Annotated in this window: 19 protein-coding genes; 4 read left to right on the forward strand and 15 right to left on the reverse strand. The window is 31.8% G+C overall.

Going from position 1 to position 25,496, the window contains the following annotated elements:
• Positions 1–120: 120 nt before the first annotated feature.
• The 4 genes from JG554_RS07420 to parE form a co-directional block, all read right to left on the reverse strand.
• Positions 121–1,353: an AI-2E family transporter gene (locus JG554_RS07420; RefSeq protein WP_070658483.1), complete on the reverse strand. Its 1,233-nt coding sequence runs from the start codon at positions 1,351–1,353 to the stop codon at positions 121–123.
• A 386-nt stretch (positions 1,354–1,739) separates the two neighbouring features.
• Positions 1,740–3,185, reverse strand: coding sequence for a glutamine transporter AlsT (locus JG554_RS07425; protein WP_046208551.1), 1,446 nt, complete (start codon positions 3,183–3,185; stop codon positions 1,740–1,742).
• Between the two features lie 252 nt (positions 3,186–3,437).
• Positions 3,438–5,840 carry a DNA topoisomerase IV subunit A gene (parC, locus tag JG554_RS07430; RefSeq protein WP_107360186.1) on the reverse strand — a complete coding sequence of 801 codons (2,403 nt, stop codon included), beginning with the start codon at positions 5,838–5,840 and terminating at the stop codon, positions 3,438–3,440.
• Positions 5,837–7,831 (reverse strand): DNA topoisomerase IV subunit B, encoded by a 1,995-nt coding sequence (parE, locus tag JG554_RS07435; protein WP_164987281.1) that lies wholly within the window; start codon positions 7,829–7,831, stop codon positions 5,837–5,839. Before parE ends, parC begins: the two co-directional genes overlap by 4 nt.
• A gap of 202 nt (positions 7,832–8,033) precedes the next feature.
• On the opposite strand from parE, the gene plsY reads away from it, so the two are divergent.
• Both plsY and JG554_RS07445 read left to right on the forward strand, forming a co-directional pair.
• Positions 8,034–8,642, forward strand: coding sequence for a glycerol-3-phosphate 1-O-acyltransferase PlsY (plsY, locus tag JG554_RS07440; RefSeq protein ID WP_046208729.1), 609 nt, complete (start codon positions 8,034–8,036; stop codon positions 8,640–8,642).
• Positions 8,643–9,100: 458 nt separating this feature from the next.
• Positions 9,101–9,397, forward strand: a complete 297-nt coding sequence (locus JG554_RS07445; RefSeq protein WP_046208554.1) for a HesB/YadR/YfhF family protein — start codon at positions 9,101–9,103, stop codon at positions 9,395–9,397.
• Between the two features lie 204 nt (positions 9,398–9,601).
• On the opposite strand, the gene menI is transcribed toward JG554_RS07445, so the two are convergent.
• From menI to JG554_RS07460, 3 genes are all read right to left on the reverse strand, one after another.
• On the reverse strand, positions 9,602–10,063 hold the full coding sequence (gene menI / locus JG554_RS07450) for a 1,4-dihydroxy-2-naphthoyl-CoA hydrolase MenI (RefSeq protein ID WP_046208555.1): 462 nt from the start codon (positions 10,061–10,063) through the stop codon (positions 9,602–9,604).
• Between the two features lie 221 nt (positions 10,064–10,284).
• Positions 10,285–12,987 carry an aconitate hydratase AcnA gene (acnA, locus tag JG554_RS07455; RefSeq protein ID WP_046208556.1) on the reverse strand — a complete coding sequence of 901 codons (2,703 nt, stop codon included), beginning with the start codon at positions 12,985–12,987 and terminating at the stop codon, positions 10,285–10,287.
• A 260-nt stretch (positions 12,988–13,247) separates the two neighbouring features.
• A complete protein-coding gene (locus JG554_RS07460) occupies positions 13,248–14,891 on the reverse strand; it encodes a BCCT family transporter (protein ID WP_371090931.1) in 1,644 nt (547 codons plus the stop codon).
• Between the two features lie 216 nt (positions 14,892–15,107).
• Here JG554_RS07460 and mscL point away from each other — a divergent pair, with 216 nt between their 5' ends.
• The gene (gene mscL / locus JG554_RS07465) at positions 15,108–15,458 is read left to right on the forward strand and encodes a large conductance mechanosensitive channel protein MscL (RefSeq protein ID WP_046208558.1); all 351 of its coding nucleotides are present in this window, start codon (positions 15,108–15,110) and stop codon (positions 15,456–15,458) included.
• A gap of 459 nt (positions 15,459–15,917) precedes the next feature.
• On the opposite strand, the gene sbcC is transcribed toward mscL, so the two are convergent.
• The 8 genes from sbcC to sosA form a co-directional block, all read right to left on the reverse strand.
• On the reverse strand, positions 15,918–18,944 hold the full coding sequence (gene sbcC / locus JG554_RS07470; RefSeq protein ID WP_203265220.1) for an exonuclease subunit SbcC: 3,027 nt from the start codon (positions 18,942–18,944) through the stop codon (positions 15,918–15,920).
• Positions 18,941–20,074, reverse strand: a complete 1,134-nt coding sequence (gene sbcD, locus JG554_RS07475) for an exonuclease subunit SbcD (RefSeq protein WP_203265221.1) — start codon at positions 20,072–20,074, stop codon at positions 18,941–18,943. Before sbcD ends, sbcC begins: the two co-directional genes overlap by 4 nt.
• A 175-nt stretch (positions 20,075–20,249) precedes the next feature.
• Entirely contained in the window at positions 20,250–20,717 is a 468-nt protein-coding gene (locus tag JG554_RS07480) for a CcdC family protein (RefSeq protein WP_046208561.1), read from the reverse strand.
• A gap of 246 nt (positions 20,718–20,963) precedes the next feature.
• Complete coding sequence (locus JG554_RS07485; RefSeq protein WP_046208562.1) at positions 20,964–21,149, reverse strand: hypothetical protein; 186 nt, start codon at positions 21,147–21,149, stop codon at positions 20,964–20,966.
• Positions 21,150–21,461: 312 nt separating this feature from the next.
• Positions 21,462–21,701: a YneF family protein gene (locus JG554_RS07490; protein WP_019467986.1), complete on the reverse strand. Its 240-nt coding sequence runs from the start codon at positions 21,699–21,701 to the stop codon at positions 21,462–21,464.
• A gap of 210 nt (positions 21,702–21,911) precedes the next feature.
• The gene (gene tkt / locus JG554_RS07495; RefSeq protein ID WP_064209001.1) at positions 21,912–23,900 is read right to left on the reverse strand and encodes a transketolase; all 1,989 of its coding nucleotides are present in this window, start codon (positions 23,898–23,900) and stop codon (positions 21,912–21,914) included.
• Between the two features lie 76 nt (positions 23,901–23,976).
• Positions 23,977–24,225, reverse strand: a complete 249-nt coding sequence (locus tag JG554_RS07500) for a DUF896 domain-containing protein (protein WP_046208564.1) — start codon at positions 24,223–24,225, stop codon at positions 23,977–23,979.
• A 123-nt stretch (positions 24,226–24,348) separates the two neighbouring features.
• Positions 24,349–24,582: a DNA damage-induced cell division inhibitor SosA gene (gene sosA / locus JG554_RS07505; protein ID WP_064209002.1), complete on the reverse strand. Its 234-nt coding sequence runs from the start codon at positions 24,580–24,582 to the stop codon at positions 24,349–24,351.
• Between the two features lie 142 nt (positions 24,583–24,724).
• Between sosA and lexA the strand changes: the two genes are divergently transcribed.
• Positions 24,725–25,348 carry a transcriptional repressor LexA gene (gene lexA, locus JG554_RS07510; RefSeq protein ID WP_107360183.1) on the forward strand — a complete coding sequence of 208 codons (624 nt, stop codon included), beginning with the start codon at positions 24,725–24,727 and terminating at the stop codon, positions 25,346–25,348.
• Positions 25,349–25,496: the final 148 nt, after the last annotated feature.

Consider the following 25,496-nt stretch of genomic DNA (forward strand, 5'->3'; position numbering starts at 1 on the left):
ACAACAATAAAAAGTATCTTAATATATCAATTCACTTAACAACATGTCATTCCACTTCGGTTATGATAAGAGGCTGAGACATTTGATTTGTCCCAGCCTCTGTCGTACATTATTTATAATTTAACTTTTACGAATTTCTTCATCAGAAGTAATTTCATATTCTCCTGCATCATCACCATAATATTTGTTATAACGACGTTTGTACATTGTATATAAATGTGAAACTAGTACTTTCAATATTGCATAAGCAGGAATACCTAAAATGACACCGACAACACCTAATAAATTACCTGCACTTAATAAGATGAATATAATTGTAAGTGGGTGAATTTTCAATGTTTTACCCATGATATTTGGAGAAATAAAATGCCCTTCAATAAATTGAACAGCCGTCCAAACTATCACTAACTTCAACAACATAATTGGTGAAGTAATTAAAGCAATAATAATTGCTGGTGATATCGCAATCGTTGGACCAATATATGGAACAACACTAGTAACTGCAGCTATTGAAGCTAAAATTAAACTGTAGTCTAAACCGATGATACTATATCCGATAAATAATAATATACCAATACAAAATGATACAATAATTTGTCCTTGGATATAAGAACCAACTTGTAGACTCATTTTATCTAACAAATCATGAAAGTCTTTTCTAAATTTAGGGGGCATTAAGTTTGTTGAAAACTCTTTGAAGCGGTGCCCATCTTTTAACATAAAGAATAAAACAAATGGTGTTGTAGCAATTACCACACCAACATTCACTAATGCTTCAGCAAAATTTTTAACTTTAGAACCAAAACCATTAAAGTAATCAGACACCATTGAAGGTAATTTTTTAGCCAATGAATCTAATTGATCTTGAATTTGACCATAAAAATTAGAAATTAAAGAGTATTTCGTTACACTATCTATAAATTTATTAACCTTATCTACATAGTACGGGAAGTTATTTCCAAAACTTTTAAACTGAGCACCAATTACAGGTATTAATAAATTAATTGCTAGCGCAATAACACCAATAATGACTAAGAATAATATGATTACACCCCAAAGTCTTGAAATATTATACCGTTCCATCAAATTAACTAATGGGTTAAATAAATAATATAATATAATCGATACAATAATCGGTGCTACAATTGTATTAAAAACAATTATAAATGGTTTAAAAATATAAGAAACTTGATCAAATATAAAAATAGCACAGCCAATAAATATTAATATAAGCAAAGCAAAAACTAAATCTTTGCCACCTAAAAATTTCATAAAGCGTGTTTCAGGGAAACTTAGTTTTAATCTATTTTCCTTAGATGTCGTTTCTTGTTTTAAATTATCTTCATTTGACATAACATCACCAAACCTTATTTTTCAAAATATATTGTTTATTTAGCGCATAGCAAAAAATAATGCACCTTTGTAATACAATACATAACGTTCAATATTTAAAATAACTAATGTTAATCATAACACAATGACCATTTACCAAACATATATTTTGCCATGTTTTATTAAAAATTAACTAAACATCCATAATAATAGCAACGAACAATATGTATTAATACGATATAAGTATATTATACTAAAATATAAAAATGTATATTAAAAAGCAGTAATATAAAATCAAATGTTTATCATCCATTTTATATTACTGCTTATATATGAATTATTATTAAAGAAACTATGATAATGATGTTGAAGAAAATTCAAATCTTTGCATTAATGTTTAAATACAATTATTTCTTCTTCATTCCCCAACTCTCAATACCAAACAAGTTAATTTCTAACTCTTCAGGTTTAAATACAGGTTTTTTGCCAGCTTTACGTTGACGTTGGTAATCATTCATAACTGCAAAAGCAATGTTAGATAAACCAATAATAGCAACTAAGTTAACGATGGCCATTAGACCCATAAACACATCTGCTGTACTCCATACCGTTTCAGTTTTCACAACAGCACCGACGAAGACAAGTACAACAACTAAACATCTGAAAATAAATAATACTGTTTTATTTTCCCATAAAAATTCCATGTTCGATTGACCATAGTAGTAATTACCAATAACCGAAGAAAATGCAAATAAAGTGATAGCAATCGTTAAGAAAATACCTCCTGCACTACCTAAGTGTTCATTTAAAGCTGATTGTGTAACTGCAACGCCTTGTGCTGCATTCTCTCCAAATTCTAATCCTGTATATAATAAAATCATGATCGCCGTTGCTGTACATACTAGCATCGTATCAAAAAATACGCCCAATGATTGGATTAAACCTTGTTTAACTGGATGTGGCGCTGCAGCAGTAGCAGCAGCATTTGGCGCAGAACCCATACCAGCTTCGTTTGAGAACAAGCCACGTTTTATACCTTGCAGAACGGCTGCTCCAATCGCGCCTCCCGTTGCTTGTTCAAATCCAAATGCATTTTTAATTATAGTTGCAATCATCGGTATGATTTGATCATAGTTAAATATTAATATTACAGCAACTAATCCTATATATATAATTGCCATCACAGGTACAATAATCGAAGATAATGTTGCAATACTTCTTACCCCACCAAATATAATAATAGCAGTAATAATAGCTAAGATTACACCCGTTATAATAGGACTTACATTATATTGCGTTTTTAATGATTCAGCTATTGTGTTTGATTGTACTGTATTAAAAACAAATGCAAATGTCACTGTGATTAGCACCGCAAACACAATGCCTAACCATTTTTGATTGAGTCCCTTAGTTATGTAATAAGCTGGTCCTCCACGATAACCACCTTCTTCATCAGGTACCTTGTACACTTGCGCAAGCGTTGCTTCAATAAATGCACTGGCTGCTCCGATAAAAGCAATAATCCACATCCAGAATACTGCACCAGGACCGCCTAATACAATTGCTGTCGCAACACCGGCTATATTACCTGTGCCAACACGAGAACCTGCACTAATCGCGAATGCTTGGAATGGTGAAATACCTTTTTTCCCATTTTCTAACGTTTCAGGTTTTTCTCCAATTGCTCGAAACATTTCCGGTATCCATCTTAATTGTACGAACTTAGATCCAATAGTAAAAAATATACCTGCTGTGATTAATAGTCCAATTAAGTATTGTGACCAGATTAAATCATTCCCGACTTGAACAAATGCTTTGAACCAATCCGGAATCAAACTATCAAAATTGCTCAATTTAATCCCTCTCATCTATACAATTTAATTTTCATAGTAAAATCAAGAGATTTATAGTCGCATTCATGTTTATAAACAATATTCAACTGCTTATGTAGACATGAAAATGAATGAATCAGTTCAGTATAAAACATTACGCCTTGCACTAAACTTTTTCACATTGCTATAAATCTCTTGCTTCATTTTTGTTACACCTTATAGGTATTTTATCATTATATTGTTGTATTTACTAACAAAATTTTAAAATTAAAGTTATTTAACAATCATACTAACAACGTCGCCAAACTCTTTAACATCTACTACAAAGCTGCCATTAGTATATTGTTCTGATAGATGAATATCTTTAATATTGCCACTTTCTTCATGTTGTTTTGAATATATTGTATAAGTCGTATGATCTGGCTGCACAACATTAGCAGCTACGATGCGATGTGGTGATTTTTTAAGCTCTTTTAATAAAGTAATACCACGTTGTGCACGTTTGGCATTTTGTAAAATATTGAATCCTATGCGTTTTAATGAACCTCGTTGTGTTGCCATCAAGATCGTATTTTTTTCATTAACGATTTGGGTTAAGACAACAAAGTCTTCACTTTTAAGATTAATCGATTTAACACCAGCGGCTCTAAGTCCTGTATCTGATAACTCTTCACTACTGTATGTTAATGACATACCTTTGTGTGTTAGCACGGTAATCGCTTGAGGTTCATCTAATCTCATTACATTTATCACTTCATCATTATCTTTTAGTTTCATAGAAACAAGTGGTTTGTTATATCTTGATGTTTTAAACATAGAGACATTGCTTTTCTTAATCATGCCATTGCGCGTAGCTAAAATATAAAATGCGTCTGGTCTAAAATCATTTTCACAGTAAACATCGATAACATGCTCGCCTTCATCAATGGGTACAATCTGTGATACATGCTGTCCTAAATCTTTCCACTTAATCTCTGAAAGTTTATGAACTGGAATATAAAGATGTCTGCCTTTATTCGTAAATACTAATGCTGTGTCTAATGTATTGACTTCTTGGTATTTGAGCATTGCATCGCCATCTTTCACACCTAGCTCCTCTACACCACTTGCATTAAAGCTACGTAACGATGTTCGTTTAATGTAACCATGTTTCGTAATACTCATAATCACATTTTCACTTGGCACCATAACTTCTTTATCAATCTTAATTTCACTGATTTCAGCTTCTATAGAAGATAAACGTTGTTGTTTATATTTATTTTTAATTTCGCTCAATTCTTCCTTGATAACATTTAACAAAGCATCATGATTATCTAATATATTTTTTAAATGTGCAATTTTAGCTTTTAATTCATCATGTTCTTCTTGTAGTTGTACAATATCTGTATTTGTCAGACGATATAACTGCAACGTAACTATCGCCTCAGCTTGTGCTTCTGTAAAATCAAACTCAGAAACTAAATTATCTTTAGCATCTTTTTTATTTTTTGAATTTCTAATGAGCTTAATAACTTCATCTAAAATTGACAAAGCCTTCATGAGACCTTCTACAATATGCATTCTACTCTCTGCATTATCCAATTCAAAACGTGTACGCTTTGTAACTACATCAATTTGATGATTGAGATAACTGTCTATAAATTGACGAATACCCATAAGAAGCGGTCGACCATCACTTATTGCTACCATATTAAAATTATATGCCACTTGTAAGTCTGTATTTTTATATAAATAATTAGCAACCGCTTCGCTATTAACATCTTTCTTTAATTCGATGGCAATACGTAACCCTGTACGGTCAGTTTCATCACGTACTTCTACAATACCATCTACTTTTTTATCTGCTCGCAGTTCATCCATCTTTTTAACAAGTGCACTTTTATTAACTTCATAAGGTAATTCAGTAACGATGAGTTCTTTTCTACCATTTCTTAATTCTTCAACATCAACTTTAGAGCGCACAACAATTTTACCTTTTCCGGTTTCATACGCTTTCTTAATACCGTCTATTCCTTGAATAATACCACCAGTAGGAAAATCGGGACCTTTGATATACTTCATCAACTGGCTTACTGTGATATTTGGGTTATCTATATACTTCAATGTTGCTTGAATAACTTCAGCGAGATTATGCGGTGGTATATCCGTAGCATAACCTGAAGATATGCCTGTACTTCCATTAATTAACAAATGTGGCAGTCTAGCTGGTAAAACCATAGGTTCCATTGTCGTATCATCGTAGTTAGGCATAAATGGCACTGTTTCTTTATTAATATCTCTTAATAGCTCTTCTGAAATTCTGCTTAATTTCGCTTCTGTATAACGCATAGCTGCTGCTGGATCGTTATCGATACTACCATTATTACCTTGCATTTCTATCAAAACATGTCGCAATTTCCAGTCCTGACTTAATCGAACCATCGCATCATATACAGATGAATCACCATGCGGATGATATTGTCCGATGACATCACCGACTGTTTTTGCACTTTTACGGAAATTTTTATCAAATGTATTACCACTAGCATACATAGCGTATAAAATACGTCTTTGAACAGGTTTAAGCCCATCACGAACATCTGGTAATGCACGCTCTTGAATGATGTATTTACTATATCTACCAAATCGGTCGCCAATAACATCTTCCAGCGACAAATCTTGAATTATTTCACTCAATTCATTTCCTCCTCATCAGAATAATCCTGTTCTAGTATTTGAATTTCATTGTTATCCAGAATACTTTGATCTTCTTGAAGACCAAATTCAACGTGGTTTTCAATCCACTCACGTCTAGGAGCTACTTTGTCTCCCATTAAAGTTGTTACGCGTTTCGATGAACGTAACTCATCATCAACTTGTACTCGAATCAACGTTCTTGTATCTGGGTTCATCGTTGTTTCCCATAATTGATCAGCGTTCATTTCACCTAAACCTTTATAGCGCTGTAAACTAAATCCTTTACCTAATTTTTTTTGTAATTTTTCTAATTCTTCATCTGTCCATGCATATTCTATTTTCTTAGAAGCACCTTTACCTTTTTCCAGTTTGTATAATGGCGGTAAGGCTATAAATACTCTTCCTGCTTCTACTAAAGGTTTCATATATTTAAAGAAAAATGTTAGTAAAAGCACTTGAATGTGCGCACCATCAGTATCAGCATCTGTCATTATAATGACGCGGTTATAATTGCTATCTTCTAATTTAAATTCATTACCTACACCTGCACCTATTGTGTGGATAATCGTGTTAATCTCTTCATTTTTAAAAATATCTTCTAAACGTGCTTTTTCAGTGTTTATAACTTTACCTCTTAATGGTAAAATCGCTTGATATTTGCGGTCACGTCCCAATTTTGCAGAACCGCCAGCTGAATCACCCTCAACTAAATACAGTTCTTTTTTCTCTGTATTCTTACTTTGTGCAGGTGTTAATTTTCCTGATAACAACGTATCTTTTCGTTTATTTTTCTTACCAGATCGTGCATCTTCTCTTGCTTTACGTGCTGCCTCTCTTGCTTGCTGGGCTTTTAATGCTTTTTTAACGAGTGCTTTTGACAATTGTCCTTTTTCTTCTAAATAATAAGGTAATTTTTCAGATACAACAGAATCTACTGCACTTCTCGCTTCAGGCGTGCCTAACTTAGACTTAGTTTGTCCTTCAAATTGTAATAATTCTTCTGGAATACGAATAGAAATAATCGCTGTCAAACCTTCACGTATATCATTACCATCTAGATTCTTATCTTTTTCTTTCAATTCATTAATACGTCTAGCATAGTCATTAAATACTCTCGTCATGGCTGTTTTAAAGCCAACTTCATGCGTACCGCCATCTTTAGTACGTACATTATTGACAAAACTTAAGATACTCTCCGAATATTGATCATTATATTGAAATGCGACCTCTACTTCTATTCCATTAGCAGTTCCAACAAAATTTGCTACATCATGTAACACTTCTTTACCTTCATTTACATAACTTACAAATTCTTTAATGCCATCTTCATAATGGAATACATCTTCTCTTTCTTTACCAGATCTTAAATCCTTAAGCGTAATTCTAAGATTTTTAAGCAAAAATGCTGATTCTTGTAAACGTTCGCTTAGCACGTCATAGTTAAAAGAGGTTGCTGATTTGAAAATTTCAGCATCTGGTTTAAAGGTAACTTTAGTACCTGTTTTTTTAGTTTTCCCTAGTTTTTCTAGGCCTGTAGCTGGTATACCACCTTGACTGAATCGTTGTTTATAAATAGCGCCATCTCTGTAAATTTCTACTTCTAACCATTCACTTAATGCGTTTACGACTGATGCACCTACACCATGTAAACCTCCTGAAGTTTTATATCCACCTTGTCCAAATTTACCGCCTGCATGAAGTACTGTAAATATTACTTGAACAGTTGGTTTGCCCGATGTATGAATACCAGTCGGCATCCCACGTCCATCATCTTCTATAGTAATACTTTCATCTTTATTTATTGTAACTGCTATTTCATTACCAAAGCCGTTTAATACTTCATCGACGGAATTATCGACAACTTCATACACTAAATGATGTAATCCTCTTTTATCGGTAGAACCAATATACATACCAGGTCTTTTTCTAACGGCTTCTAGCCCTTCCAAAACCTGAATGGAATCATCCGAATAATTATTTTGTTTGTTCATTGCCAATCGTTTCGCCCTCCTACAAACGTACGTTCGTTTTTAAAACTATACATTAGTTATTCTTATATAAATCTTGATAAATTGCAAGTATCAAATTATATTTGAACCGTGTTTTACTACAGTTATAAATTTTTGTTCGTCTAACCGTGGTCATATGTGGTAAAATAATTTTAATGTCATTAAAGGATGTGGATTATGTATGGTGATGATAATAATCATGTTAATTTTAAGTTATCTCATTGGTGCTTTCCCAAGTGGCTATGTAATAGGTAAATTATTTTTCAAAAAAGATATTAGACAATTTGGTAGTGGGAATACAGGAGCAACAAATAGTTTTAGAGTGTTAGGTAAACCTGCAGGATTCCTAGTTACATTTTTAGATATATTTAAAGGATTTATTGTTGTATTCTTACCACTTTGGTTACCAGTACATGCAGATGGTGCTATTAGTACATTTTTCACAAATGGACTCATCGTAGGCGCATTTGCAATTCTAGGTCATGTGTATCCAATTTACCTTGGATTTAAAGGTGGAAAAGCAGTTGCCACAAGTGCAGGTGTGATACTTGGAATCAATCCTCTACTATTACTCATTTTAGCAGCGATTTTCTTTGGCATACTTTATTTAACAAAGTATGTATCACTTTCGAGTATCATAGCATCAATCTGTTGTGTTATCGGTGCGCTGTTAATTCGTGATTATATCTTATTAGTCGTGAGTTTCGGTGTAGGCGTCTTATTAATATTTAGACATCGAACAAATATCGTGAGGATTTTTAAAGGCGAAGAGCCAAAAATTAAATGGATGTAACTATTACAAAAGTCACTAGCAATCAATAAAAAATAGCAAACATTGCTCAGTCTGAGATATTCTTATGTCTCAACTATTGAAAAGTAGATATGAATATTTGGCTAATAGAAAACGACAACACAAAAACTTGTTTATTAGCCAGCTTTCCAACATAGTGAAACAGAAATCTTTAACACAGACTTCTGTTTCACTATTTTTTTATTCACTAAAATAACAATATACACTTCAGAATATTATAATACTCTTAATTATGTCACACTAATTCACAACATTATTAAAAATTCCTTCCCTCAACCTAAAACATATTGAACAATTTGAATTTAAAGAAAATAATACTTAATTATGTTATACTACTTTTATTGTTACTCAAATTTGGGTAATAGATATAGTACTAATTTAAAAATTAGTAACCAATGGTCACAAGTTTTAAACTTGTGAAATGAGAGGGGACTTTTATTATGGATATAAAACTTTCAGATAACGCTGTATCTTGGTTTAAAGATGAACTTGATTTACCTGAAGATAACAAAGTCTTACAATTTTTCGTTCGCTATGGTGGAGAATTCCAATTAAAACAAGGATTTAGCCCTGCATTCAGTGTTGATCAAAAAGATGATGTAGAAATTGGTTACGAAAATCATTTTGACGGCTTAGATGTAGTAATTGCAGAAAAAGACTTATGGTATTTTGAAGACCATGATTTATTCATAGACGTCAATGATAGTGTCGATGAAATTTCATATTCTGCTAAATAATAATAGAACTCAATTCACATAACACAATTGATCATTCATATATAAATATATACTTAAAAAGAGCCTGGTTCCATTCCAGGCTCTTTTTATTTATCATTTTGATAATCTTGTGTACATTTCAAAAACACATTGCAAATCAATCATTGTATATAAATACATACGCATACACTTAATTATGCATTTATACATTTAACTACAACTATATTAAAGTATGCCATTTTTCACTTCAAATGTTTCTCCTGCTTGATTTCTTTTATCTACATCGGCATACATTGCATGCCATTCAGGAAAATATCTATCCAATCTAATAGGCTTAAAGTTATCCTTTCTAATACAAGTCAAAACAGTTGAACCAGTAGTCGCTAAATCACCTACTTCGTTATATACTTCATAACGATAAATTGATCTTAAACGCGTATATTTTTCAACCCATGTCTTAATTTTCACAGTTTCAGGATACTGTATTGTTTTTATATACTTAATATCTAAATCTGTAACCGGTGAAATAATACCAGATTCTTCCATAGCTTTATAGCTAAAACCTAATTTTGATATATAATCTGTACGTGCAACCTCAAACCATGTTGGGTAATTACCGTGATAAATCACACCCATTTGATCTGTTTCTGCATAACGTGAAGGAATTTCTGTAATACTATAAATCATTATAAACGTCCTCTTTTCAATTGTTCGTAGTACTTATATATAAATATTAACATAAAAAAGAATGCAAGGCAGAAATCACATTTTAAAATTCGTTGATTATAGACTCACCGAGCTAAAAATAAAACGCTAACGTTTAAAAAATCTATTCAACGTTCGCAAATTAAAATAAAGGCTGAGACACAAAATATTGTCTCAGCCTTAACTATATTCATAATGAACAGTTAATTTGCTAATTTATTTCTTAATACTAATTGTAAAATACCGCCATTACGATAGTAATCAATTTCTACATGTGAGTCGAAACGTGCAACTGCTTCGAAGTCAATAACTTCTCCATTCTCTTTTTCAGCAGTTACTTTTACTAAATCATGTGGTTTTACACTTTCATCGATATCTACTGAAATCGTTTCTGTACCATCTAAGCCTAAACTATCAGCAGATTCGCCATCTTTAAACTGTAAAGGTAACACACCCATCATAACTAAGTTAGAACGGTGAATACGTTCATAACTCTGAGCGATTACAGTTTTAACACCTAGTAAATTTGTACCTTTAGCTGCCCAGTCACGAGAAGAGCCCATTCCGTAATCATTACCAGCTAATACTACTAAACCAGTGCCATCTTCTTTATATTTCATCGCTGCATCATATATAGGCATTTGTTCACCAGTAGGCCAATAAGTTGTGAAACCACCTTCTGTACCTGGTGCTAATTGGTTTTTAATACGAATATTAGCAAAAGTACCACGAACCATTACCTCATGGTTACCACGGCGAGAACCATAAGAGTTAAATTGACGAATAGGTACGTCATGATCTAATAAATATTTACCTGCTGGTGTATCTTTACCGATAGCACCTGCTGGAGAAATATGGTCAGTCGTAACTGAATCTCCAAATTTACCCATAATACGTAAATTATTTAATGATTTAATATCATCAGGTTCTTTAGATAAGTTTTGGAAGAATGATGGATTTTGAATATAAGTTGACTCTGGATCGAAATCATATAACGGTTGGTCTGTTACATCGATTTCATTCCACATTTCATTATTATTATAAACAGTTTCATATTCTTCTTTAAACAATTCAGGAGTAACAACACTGTCTACAGTATCTGCGACTTCTTTAATTGTTGGCCAAATATCTTTCAAGTAGATATCTTCTCCATTTTTACCTTTACCTAAAGGTTCATTTTGTAAATCAATATCGACTGTACCAGCAAGTGCGTATGCAACTACTAATTGAGGTGATGCTAAATAGTTCGCTTTTACTAATGGATGAATACGTCCTTCAAAGTTACGGTTACCTGATAAAACAGAAGTCACAAGTAAATCTTCTTCAGCAATCGCTTTTTCGATTTCTTCTAATAATGGTCCTGAGTTACCGATACATGTCGTACAACCATAACCTACTAAATTAAATCCTAAGTCATCTAAATATTCTTGCAGACCAGAATCTCTTAAATAACCAGTAACAACTTTAGAACCTGGCGCTAATGATGTTTTAACATATTCAGGTACTTTCAAGCCTTTTTCTACTGCATTCTTAGCTACCAAACCTGCACCTAACATAACATATGGATTTGACGTATTTGTACAAGATGTAATTGCTGCAATAGCAAGGTCACCTGTAGTCATTTGTGTTTTAGAACCATCTTTAAATTCAATTGTTGCTGTTTTATCAAATTCACTCTCATCAAAACCATGACCTTGGTTACCAGCTGGTGCAGTAACAGATTTTTCAAATTCTTCTTTCATATCACTTAAGAAGATTAAATCTTGTGGACGTTTCGGACCTGAAAGTGAAGCTTCAACTGTAGCTAAGTCTAATTCAACAACGTCTGTATAATCTGGTTCATCTTTATCAGCAGTAAAGAACATATTGTTTTCTTCTAAATATGTTTTAACTAATTCAATTTGTTCGTCTGAACGACCAGTTAAACGTAAATATTTTAAAGATTCTTCATCTACAGGGAAGAAGCCACAAGTTGCACCATATTCAGGTGCCATATTTGCAATTGTAGCTCTATCTGCTAATGGTAGATGTTCTACACCTGGACCAAAGAACTCAACAAATTTACCAACAACGCCTTTTTTACGTAATTCTTGTGTTACACGTAATGCTAAATCTGTTGCAGTAGCACCTTGAGGTAACGCATTGGATAATCTAACACCAATCACTTCAGGAATTGGGAAGTATGAAGGTTGACCAAGCATACCAGCTTCGGCTTCAATACCACCTACACCCCAACCTAATACACCTAGACCATTAATCATAGTTGTATGTGAGTCAGTACCTACTAAAGTATCTGGAAAAGCAACTGTTTCTCCGTCTACTTCACGTGCGTGAACAACGTTTGCTAAGTACTCTAAGTTAACTTGGTGTACAATACCAGTTGCTGGTGGAACTGCACTATAGTTATCAAATGCTTTAGTAGCCCAATTTAAGAATTGATAACGTTCATAGTTTCTTTCAAATTCTAATTTCATATTTCTTTCTAGTGCGTCTGGATTCGCATAGCTATCTACTTGAACTGAGTGATCGATAACTAAATCTACTGGCACTTCAGGGTTGATTTTGTTTAAGTCTCCCCCAACATCATTCATAGCTTTACGTAATGACGCTAGGTCAACAACTGCAGGTACACCAGTGAAATCTTGTAAAATAACACGAGATGGTTTGAAAGGTACTTCACCTTCTGTACCTTTATTGAATTCTGACAATGCTTTGATGTGCTCTTCAGAAATAACAAATCCATCTTCTTGTCTCAATTCAGATTCTAGTAAAACTCTAATCGAATATGGTAATTTGGATATCTTTGTTAAACCTTGTTCTTCTAAAGTTTTTAAATCATAGTATGTGTATGATTTCCCATTTAGCTCGAATGACTTTTTCGCTTGCTCTTTTAAATTAGAAGCCATATAAATCCCCCTTGAAAATTTTAGTAAATATATGCCGTTAATTAAATTGTATAATTATATGTAACTTAAAACAACTACCTAACATTATAAACCTCTATAATTTAGATTTGAATTTACAATCAGCATGTATAAGCAAAACTTATCGCAAGTGTATCGTGTAATAAGTTATTATTATTAATTGAGAATCATTATCATTAATTTAGAGCAATTAGTATATATACAAAAAACTGAGAGCCTATGTTGGCCCTCAGTTTTTAAGACTATTTTTCAGATTTTTCAGCGTCTCTTAACGGCGCTCTTCTATTAATTATATCATCTTCAAAATCTTCTTGTTGATATTGTACATAATCTTGTAATCTGTGTTTGTTAGGCGTTAAAGTTAAGCCTAAGAATTTACGTTCCTTATTTGCATCCTTGTAGAAAGAAATCATCATCATTATAACTACAAAGGAGAATGGTAACGCACTAATTATCGCAGCACTTTGAATTGCATTCAACGCATCTGCACCATTTCCTCCACCTGCAAATAGTAATACGAAAGCAATTAATGACTGAGCAATACCCCAAGTCACTTTAACAACATTTGAAGGTTCTAATGAACCAAATGTCGTTTGCATACCTAATACAAATGTTGCAGAGTCGGCAGATGTAATAAAGAATGATGCAATGAGTACTAGTGCTATCAACGACAATATAATTCCAAATGGTATTTCATTAAACACACCAAATAGTTGTGTTTCAGCAGTCATATTAAATAGTTCTGGATTTTTCTTACCAGTTTCAATACCTAATACACCAAATACGCTGAACCATACAAAACTTACTAAAGCAGGTACTAAAAGTACACCAGCAATAAATTCACGTACTGAACGACCTTTAGAAACACGTGCTATAAAGATACCTACGAATGGACTCCAACTTAACCACCAGCCCCAATAGTAAAGTGTCCAGCTAGACATCCATTCACGTTTTTGTGGGTTTTGAGCTGCTGTATCAAAAGTATTAAATAGGAATGAATTTAATAAACTACCTGTTGAACTTGTCATCATATTTAATATCAACACAGTTGGTCCAATAATTAAAACTGCAATCATTAAGACCGCACCCAAGCTAATATTTAAATTACTTAAGTATTGGATACCTCTACTTAAACCTGACCATGCACTCATAATAAATAGAATCGTAACGATCACAATAATGATTGCTTGTACCCAAATAGTATTTGGTACACCAAATAGGTAATTCAAACCACCATTGATTTGTAGTGCACCCATACCTAACGAAACAGCAACACCGACAACTGTTGCAAATACTGCTAACACGTCAATGATCGTTCCAATTGGACCTTCTACTTTATTGCCTAAGATAGGGCGTAACGTTCTTGAGATAAGTCCTGGTTCTCCTTTTCTAAACTGAGCGTAAGCAAGTGCTAATGCAACCACACCATAAATAGACCACGCATGGAATCCCCAATGGAAAAACGTAGAACGTAATGCTTCAGTATATGCTGCAGTAGTTTTAGGTTCCGCATTTGGCGGTGCAGCAAAATCTGCCATAGGTTCAGCAGCACCGTAGAACACAAGTCCTATCCCCATACCAGCACTGAATAGCATCGCAAACCAAGATATCGTATTAAACTCTGGTTTATCATTTGGTTTACCGAGCTTTAATTTTCCAATAGGACTAAAAATTAGGAAAATACAGAAGAAAACAATAAACGTTGTAAGAATTAAGTAATACCAACCCAATTTATCTGTAATCCATAGCTTAATTGTGTTAGTAACATTGTCAAATTGTTCTGGAACAATTGCCCCGATTAAAACAACGATACCAACAATAATCGCACTATAAATAAATACTGGGGATATCTTCTTACCGTTTGGTTGATTTTCAGAAGAATTCACAATTAATTACTCCCTTTCATATTCATATTAAATTTTTAAATCTAAATAGAAATTTGCAAAAATAAATTTATTTCTATTTTTTAGTTTAACCATTCATAAGAATAACAAACATCTATGTTAATATCAAATTCACTTTTAAAAAGTATTTTCATAATTTAATAAATATTGTATAATAACATTTATATTAAATATATTTAATTAAGAGAGGTTAATAATATGCTACAAGAATTTAAAGATTTTGCATTGAAAGGGAATGTCTTAGATTTAGCAGTAGCTGTAGTTATGGGTGCAGCTTTCAACAAAATTGTAACAGCTTTGGTTTCATATATTATCATGCCATTAATCGGTTTAATCTTCGGTACCGTTGATTTTGCCAAAAGTTGGTCCTTCATGGGTATCAAATATGGTATGTTTGTACAATCGATTATTGACTTTATTATTATTGCATTCGCACTATTTATATTTGTTAAAATTGCAAATACATTGATTAAACAAGAAGAAGAAGAAATTGAAGAAAACACAGTACTATTAACAGAAATTCGTGATTTATTACGTGACAAACAATAAACGTTAACACGAAATATTATTTAGTACGCTCGTATTTTTGTAAGAAATTAGGATAAAATTCCTTAAACTATAAGCCCGTAAATGAATTTTCGACATTCATTTACGGGATTATTTTGTGATTTGGACATTCTACCTTTAATTCATAAGACGAGCTAACTTGTTGCTATTTCCTTTTTATAATAAGACTCTTTGTTACAAATACTTCACCCCTAGTTTTAAATTTAGCGTTATTTGTCTAAGCTATTCTCAATAAAAAACAAGGCCTTTGCATATTATTAATAGATGATTAAACTAAACTTATAACCTAAATCAACATATCATCCATGTATGAACTTTCCTTAAGTTTATTTTAAAATGAAATTATTTAAATAAGTATCATCAATGCCCTTATATACCTATTTCTTTAAGATTAAAAACAGTGAATTACTGTTCATAAAGCAATTCACTGTTTTTATGCTTTTATTGTTTTATAAACTTTGTTTTACTTTGGTATTGTTCTGTCTGCACTTCTAAAATAAGTGGAATACGTTGCTTTAATTCACTAACATGAGAAATAATTCCAACCATTCTTCCAGAAGATTTTAAACTAAGTAGTGTATCCAAAGCAGTTTCTAGGGTCTCCTGATCTAAAGTACCAAATCCTTCGTCTATAAACATCGAATCTAATGCAATGCCACCAGATTCCTGTTGTACTACTTCACTCAGACCTAAAGCCAGCGCTAAGGAGGCCTGGAAGGTTTCTCCTCCTGATAACGAAGTAATATGTCTTTTCTTATTAGAGTGCGAATCAAATACATCTATTTCTAAGCCACTATACCCTTTTGAAGTTTGTTCCCTTCTAACTAATTGATACCTTTCACCTGTCATCAATGATAAGCGTTGGTTCGCATGCGCAAGTATGCGTTCTAAATAATAAATTAAAACAAAATTTTCTAAAGTTAATTTTTGTTCATTTTTCCCAGATAAAACTTCTGCTAATTGAAAAACTTCTTGTTGTTCTTGTAGTTCTTTTTCTAAATGATTTATAATAGCATAAATATTATCAATTTTCTTGTTGTTAAACTCAAGTTTATAATTATGTTTACTTAACATCGCTTTGGCATGATCTAGTTGTATTTTTTCCTGCTCATAATCTTTTTTTAATTGATTAATATCACATAATTCTTGGTCATTAATTTCTGTTTCAAGCTGTTTGATGATAATCTCAAATTGTTGTTTCTCTTGATTAAATTTGTTGATTTCTGCTTCTATTTTCGTTTTATTAGGAATTTCATTAATCGTGTGTTCTACATCTTTTAATGATGTAAAGCCAATTCTATTCATTTCATTGTTGATTTTATGGTCCGCTTCTTTAATATCCTTTTGCAAACTCTTTTCAGTATTGTCAAGATGTGTTTTGTTATTCATTTCAAGTGACAATGCGTTTTTAGATTCTTGAAGTTGCTGTACTAACCATTCATATTGCTTTTGATAATCATTGACTTTCACTAATGAATTGTCATAAGCAGTAATAAATTTATCCACGTCTGTATATTGTGTTGTATTTTCAAAATCATTTATCATCAATGTATTTTCATCTAATTTGAATTGTTGCGTTTTTAAATCCAATTCTAACTCATGTGCTTTCTGCCTTAGATTAAAAATTTTCTCTTGAAGGTTTCTAATTACTTCATTTTCCTCTTCTAGCAATCTTTTTTCTTTTAATAAGTTATCTTTAGTTAATTCTAGCTCAGTATAATTTGTTTTTTCTAAATCATCTAAGTTAAATCTATGTAACTGTTCTGAAATGTGATGCCATTCACTATCATATTTAATTTTTTGCTCTTTTAATTTTAGACGTTGTTGTTCTATATGATCAAGCTGACTATGTCTTTTGGTAAGTTCATCAAAATCTATATGATGTTCAATTTCATGAATTTCATTGCCACAAAGTGGGCAAGTATCACCTATAGCTAGCACTGATTGTAACTTAGATATCATATCTTGTTTATTATTTAAATCTATATTAGTTTTATCGATTGCTTCATATTTAGCGTCTAATGCACGCATTTCAGAATTAATATGTTCAGTTTGGTTTGTTATGTTAGTTTGTCGCTTTTGCAAGTCTTGATATTCGTTTTTATTCAACTCATTTTGTTTGTTAACCTTAATTTCATAATCCAACTGATGTATTTTTTCATTAAGTTGTTCATTTCTTTTATAATCTGGTTCTCTGTCATTTAATTTTTCAATATATTGATTAAGTAGTTGTTTTTGTTGCTCATACGTTGATTTTAACTCGACATATGTGTAATTTAAATTTTCTCTTTGTTGATATATATCTTTATACTTATCAAATTTATTGTAAAATATTTTAGAATTTTCTATAAATGATTTCGATTTGTCTATTGTTTCAGATAGTTTCTGATGTTTTTCAAATTGTTTCTCGTAGTCTTCTAATTGTCTTTGTAAATTTGAAATGACTGCTTTTGTTTCTGTTTTATCTTTTTTTATCTCTTCGTGCTTTTTTAAAAGTTTCTCTTTTGAATCAAGTAAATTAGAAAGTGGTCTTACCTCATTGATCTCATTTAATAGTTTTATTTGATTTTTTATATGATTTTCATTGGATAACAAATCTTCTTGCTTTTGCTTATTTTGTTCAAGACTTGTCATAGCATCTTGAAGTTTTAAATTACGATTTAATAAATTTTCAGCTTGCTCAAATTTTTCAATACTTCTTTTTTCAGCTGCTAATAAATCATTTTGAATAGAATCGCCTATACTTTTGAATTGTGGTATTAATGCTTTAATTTTATCAGTTTGTCTTGAACTAACTTCTTTATATTCTTTTAACACACTATCATCAAAAGTATCCAAATCCATCCAATCCGTTTCAAGTGTATGATATCGCTTTTCAATATTCGCCCTTACCTCTTTAACATCATCATTTAACAATTTTTGTATTTCTTCAAATCTTTGACTATTAAACAATGTTCTTAGTATTTCTTGTTTTTCTATACTTTTAGATAATAAGAAACGTTTAAATTCACCCTGAGGAAGGATAAATAATTGTCTAAACTGTTCCGAATTAACTCCAAGTAACGATCTAATAAATTGATTTCCAGCATTCACTTTACTTTCACGTAATTCATATGTATCTTCAAGTTGATAAATTGAAAGTTGTCCAAGTGTTTTATTTTTATTGCCTTCTTTTACAAATGCACCTTGTCGATTAATTTTATAAATACTATCTCTCAATTTAAACTCGAACTCAACAACCATTGGTAATTTAGCATCTGCAAAGTGACTACGTAAATCCCCTTCGTTTCTATCTTTTGTCGATGCTTCACCAAATAAAGCGAACACAATAGCATCAAAGATCATCGTTTTCCCTGATCCCGTTTTTCCGCTAATTAAAAACAATTGATCATTGTTTACTTGTTGAAAATCAATTGTTTCATCTAAAAAAGGGCCGAAATTAGTTAATTTTAAAGTTAAAGGTCTCATTTAGTCTGATCTCCTTCAAGTAAATGATTTAATACTTTACCAATTTTATTATTTTGAACGCTCGTTAATGTTTCATCCGTCATATTTTCAAAAAATTTATTAATGATTGTTTTATCATCTAATTTTTGTATTTCTATATTTTCATGATGTAACGAGGTATTAAATTCAAACGAACTATTGGTAAGTGACAACGTGTTTGGATAAATTTGTTTCAAATGCATCATAGGATCACTAACATGTGACATGTGTTTTAGTTTAAAATGTAAATAATTGTTTTTATCTTTTATGTCTAATTTTTCTTGGATAGCATCTTCGTAGTCCCCTTCAATGACTTCTAATAGTCTTAAAGGTGTTAATGGTTTAAATTCATTTTTTAATTTATGATCTATCACTTCAATTACCCTATAACCTTTAGGTTGTGTAGCTTCTGAAAAAGAATATTGTAATAAAGAACCACTATAATGAATAACATCCGAATTTATACTAAATGGATGATGTAAATGCCCTAACAATACTGCATCAAATTGTTGGAATGAATTTTCTGCAACTGATTCAACAGTGCCAATTGTCAATGCTCTTTCAGATTCGCTGCGAATACCACCTTGGACTGTGAGATGTCCTACCAGCATATTCACTTTATTTTCATTTATATTCTGCGTTATAAATTCTATTGATTTATTCACGGCTTGTTGATGCGTTTCAATCGTTTTATCATTAAAAAAATAACTTGTTTCATTCACAGTAGAAAATGGTAATGTATAAAAATCAATATTTCCAATCGAAATAGGATAACACATATCTTCTAATGAGGTTCTAATATAAAGTTGAGATTTTTCAAACCACTTTGAGCCATAATTTAACCGTTCTTTACTGTCGTGATTTCCACTTATAATCACTAAAGGAATGTTCATTTCTAAATTTAACGTATTAATTGTATTTTCTAATAACTGAATTGCTGCTTTGTTCGGATAACTTGTATCGTATAAATCACCTGCTATTACGATTACGTCTGGTTTTTCGTCGTTCATTTTATCTATAAATTGGTTTAATATATGTGATTGGTCTTCCAGTAAAGATTTTCCATTCAAAATCCTACCTAAATGCCAATCAGCTGTATGTATAATTTTCATTCTATCACTCCTAATAGAACATCCGTTCGATTTTATGATATAATACTCCAACTTAATACTCAAGTAATTTCTCAAAATATAAAACAGGCTACTTAAATTCCGTGATTTTTAAGGAAATTTAGTAGCCTTTTGTATCAAGCATATTCAATTACACTAGTATTATTACATATTTCGCTTATTTAATTAATGTTTTCTTAACTTTTTTATATTGATATAACATAGCCAATCTCCAAGGTACAATCATACAAAATGCTAGTAAGAAAAACATGCCAGCAATTTCACCTGGATCTATTTTATTACTAATAAATATTTTTATAATCGTTCTAATCAACAATAGCGAAATTAAGATAATAGGAAAAGCTTTAGAACGCTTCATATATATTTCACTACCGTATGTCTCAAAACGAGACGTCCAAATCAATATCGTTGAGAAAAGCACGCCTAATATAATGCATTCTATTATTTCCATACCTGTTAACCTGAAATAAGGAACAACATACATTAATGCACCTGTTGCCATAAAAAACGGCGGTAAAATAATTTTCTTTTCATTTACTGGATATTGTTGCGCCTTCATTCTTACAACGATTACCCCAATACCCATTAAAAAAGCTACAACTATAGAAAAAACTAAATATAACATGCTTACACCTTCTTTATGTTACTGGCTAAATCTCCACCTAAAATAGTATATCATTTTACTATTTAACATTCAGTAATTTTAATATGTTTCATTTGATCTGTATAACATGTTATTTAGCCTTATTTGTAGATTTCAAAATTCAATTATGTATATATCAAATGATTAATGCCAACGTCGGGAGGTATTGATAGAAAATTACTCAAAATAAAATAAGCCTTGTTTCAGACTTATCTTATTCATTGCTATTTAAATAGCACGTGTTGTATCACAAGCTGACAATGCATTTTCTAAAGTATATCTAAGATAATTCATATCATGCATTTGCATCGCATTGTGATATTCTTTGAAAGCTTCATCAGTAGAAAAGTTAATATGCATATTTGCTAGTCGATCTAAAACTTCTTTGTCTTCCATGTCATAAGCACTCTTCACTTATTAATACCTCCCTTATATATACAAATTATAACAAATATGATTTTACAATCAAATATTTACTGAATATTTAAAAAATAAATTACATTCACTATCACTTTAATTATTTTAATGCCCATTTAAAAAACTTAATCCATCTATAAAATTTCGAATCATTATAGTATGGTTTGCAAATAGCAAAATTAAGCACCATCACATTTATATGACCGAACCTAGATTATATTCTCATTTTTTAAATATAATAGGTATTTGTTCAAACCAAAAAAGCTGACGATTTACTAGTAGGTAGTAATCATCAGCCTTCACAAGACGTTATTTCTTCTTCTTGAATGCGTCGTCTTGATTTTTATTCATCATTGTCATCATTTGATTTATTTTCTTTTGAGATGGTTTTTGACCCATCTGCATCATCATCATTCGTAGCATTTCTTCATTAATTGGCGGGTTCTTTTTCAAATAATCCATCATATATTTTCTCGCAAGGAAAAATCCACCGACTAGTCCTAGAATAAGTGCTAACACGATTAATAAAATTGCTAACCAAGTTGCCATTGTTTCACCCACTTTCCTATCCTAATGCATTTTACTAAAATAAGCACTCCTTTTCAAGAGTGACTCAATTCATTTATATTTCCAACCTTATGTATTATATCAATTATAATTTCAGTTTGTAAATATAATCCAATTTTTATTTATAAATAAAAATTGGTATGAAAACAAATGCTCTCATACCAAAATATTAGCTATCTTTTATACAAATGATTAGAACGATTGAATTTGATTTAGGACGTTTTCTTTAGTGAAACCATATTTTTCAACTACTAAATCACCAGGCGCACTTGCACCAAATCCATCAATACCAATAACTTTACCTTCAGTACCTACATATTTATGCCAACCTAATGATGATGCCATTTCTATAGCTATACGTTTTGTAATTGAAGATGGTAATATTGATGCTTTATATTCATCTGATTGTTGATCAAATGCATGCCAGTTAGGCATTGATACAACACGTACACCTTTACCTTGTCCTTCTAAATCTTTAGCAGCTTCAATAGCTAAATTAACTTCTGAACCTGTAGCTAATAATAAGAACTCTGGATCTTTATCTGATTCAAACACCACATAAGCACCTTTACGTACACCTTCTTCAACAGTTTCTTTAGGTAAATCCATTGTTGTTAGGTTTTGACGCGTTAGTACTAAAGATGTAGGCGTACTTTCTGATTCCATCGCTACTTCCCAAGCTACACGTGTTTCATTACCGTCTGCTGGACGAATAACATTCATGTTTGGAATTGCACGTAAACCAGCTAATTGTTCGATAGGTTCATGTGTAGGACCATCTTCACCAACAGCAATTGAATCATGTGTAAAAATAAACGTTGAATTTAATCCCATGATTGCTGATAAACGAAGTGCTGGTTTTAAATAGTCACTAAAGACGAAGAAAGTTGCTCCATATGGGTGTAAACCACCATGAGCTGCCATACCATTCACTGCAGCACCCATTGCAAATTCACGTACACCAAACCAGATATTTTTGCCTTCAGGTGTATCTTTATCAAAATCAACCGCATCTTTAACGTTTGATTTATTTGATCCTGCTAAGTCAGCTGAGCCACCAAACAATGAAGGCACTGTTTTACTAAGTGCTTGAATGACTTCACCAGAATCTGCACGTGAAGCTCCACTATGTCCTGCTTCAAATTCTGGCAATTCATCTGAGTAGTTCGTTGGTAATTTACCACTGATTGCTAACTTAAATGTTTCAGCTAATTCTGGATATTTTTCACTGTATGTTTCAACAAGTTTATTCCAGCTTTCTTCTTTTTCATTAGCACGTTTCAACATTGTTTGTTGGAAAATTTCATATACTTCATCAGGTACGTTAAAGCGTTTTTCAGGATCCAAACCATAGTTTTCTAATGCTAATTTTCTTTCTTCTTCACCTAATGGAGCTCCGTGTACACCATGAGAAGCTTGTTTGTTTGGTGCGCCGTAACCTATGATTGTTTTTACTTCGATAATTGTTGGTACATCAGAAGCTTTAGCTTCTTTAATAGCATTATCGATAGCATCTATATCATTACCATCTTTAACTAAAATATGTTCCCAACCATATGATTCAAAGCGTGTTTTAACATCTTCAGAAAATGCTTTGTTTAAATCACCGTCTAAAGAAATATCATTTGAATCATATAACACGATAAGCTTATCTAATTGGTTATGACCAGCTAATGATGCAGCTTCATGCGAAATACCTTCCATTAAATCCCCATCAGAAGCTATCACATAAGTATGGTGGTCTACTACGTTAGCGTCTTCTTTATTAAACTTACCAGCAAGATGTTTTTCAGCCATTGCCATACCTACAGACATAGCAAAACCTTGTCCTAATGGTCCAGTTGTTACTTCAACACCATCTGTATGTCTAAACTCTGGATGACCTGGAGTTTTTGAACCCCATTGTCTAAATTGTTTTAATTCATCCAATTCTAAACTACCTGAAACATGTAATAAACTATAAAGCAACGCAGAACCATGCCCTGCAGATAATACAAAACGATCTCTATCAAAGAAATCTTTTGATTGGGGGTTGAAATTTAAGTGGCGTGTCCATAAAGTATATGCCATTGGAGCAGCTCCCATTGGTAATCCAGGGTGACCTGAGTTTGCTTGCTCAACAGCATCGATACTTAAAGCTCTTATCGTATCTATTGCTAATTGATCTTTTTCTTTATTCATCTAAATGACTTCCTTTCTTATAGCAAGTTTCAGTACTATTATACCTTATTTAGTATTTATTTAACAAAAAATTGATTTAGTTATTATCTTTTTTATCTTTAGAATCTAATATTTTTTTCACCTTTTCAGGTGTTACATCATTGCCCTCGGGATCAATAACTCTTGTACTTTCAATTTGTTTTTTAAAGCTTTTTCGGAAAGAATCTAAATATGCCTTCCTTAATTTCGATTGCTCTTTTGATTCAGATTCAGTTAACCCTTGTTCTTTTTTCTTTTTTGCTAACTCATTTATACGCTTAATATCTACGGCATCATTTTTCGCCATAATAAACCTCCGTAATTCATAATATAGAAAATATAACAAAAAAATAAGCGAAACTAAATAGTTACGCTTATTTTATCAATTTCCTAAGCAAATTCACTTTCACAATAAAAGTAGCTTAATATTTTATTTGGCTTTAGCTAAAAATTGATTAAGTGTCCGTTCGCTTTTTTCATCTGAGTTCATTTGATACTGTTCGTCTTTTGTAGAAACATTTGTCATTTGATGATCTGTCATTTCGTACGTCTGTTCTGATTCGGTATTATAATAAGCAGTCAATATGAATACAGTACATAAAACCATTGTAGCTAACAATACTGCAATATAAGGTTTGATTTGATATATATATAGTTTAAACATATAAGTCACTCCTAGGAACGTTTGTTTGTAGATATACTTTATCAGAACATCTGTTCTCTGTCAATACGAAAACGAACAAACGTTTGTAAACGTTAATAATACATGCTATAATAAAAATAAATTAACGTAGGGAGTGCCTATTATGAGAGAATTAACTAAGCGACAAAATGAAATTTTTGAATATATTAAGCATACTGTTCATTCAAAGGGTTATCCGCCAAGTGTTCGAGAGATTGGTGAAGCTGTTGGTTTAGCATCAAGTTCAACTGTGCACGGACATCTTTCTAGATTAGAAGAAAAGGGTTATATAAAAAGAGATCCAACTAAACCACGTGCAATCGAAATCGTTACCGAACAATTAGGTGAAACTTTAAACATGGAATCCACAATCCACGTGCCAGTCATCGGTAAAGTAACAGCAGGTATACCTATCACTGCTGTCGAAAATGTTGAAGAGTATTTTCCGTTACCTGAGCACTTTACATCTACACATAACAGTGATATTTTCATCTTAAATGTTGTTGGTGATAGCATGATTGAAGCTGGAATATTGGATGGAGATAAAGTTATCGTAAGAAGCCAAACGATTGCTGAAAATGGTGATATTATTGTAGCCATGACAGAAGAGAATGAAGCTACAGTCAAACGTTTTTACAAAGAAAAAACACGTTACCGTTTACAGCCGGAAAACAGTACAATGTCGCCAATCTATTTAGATCAAGTTGCTGTGTTGGGTAAAGTTGTCGGCCTATTTAGAGAAATTTAATTTTATAGATAAAGACACTCTCAATAAATAAGAGGCTACGCTTAGAGCGTAGCCTCTTATTTATTGTCATTTTTTTCTAAAACATCTTTTACTTTTTCTAGTATATCTTCTGTTTGATCTTTTTTATTTGTTGTCATAATACCTCATC

The organism is Staphylococcus sp. 11-B-312, from assembly GCF_016743055.1.
In the GTDB taxonomy this organism is placed as follows: domain Bacteria; phylum Bacillota; class Bacilli; order Staphylococcales; family Staphylococcaceae; genus Staphylococcus; species Staphylococcus ureilyticus.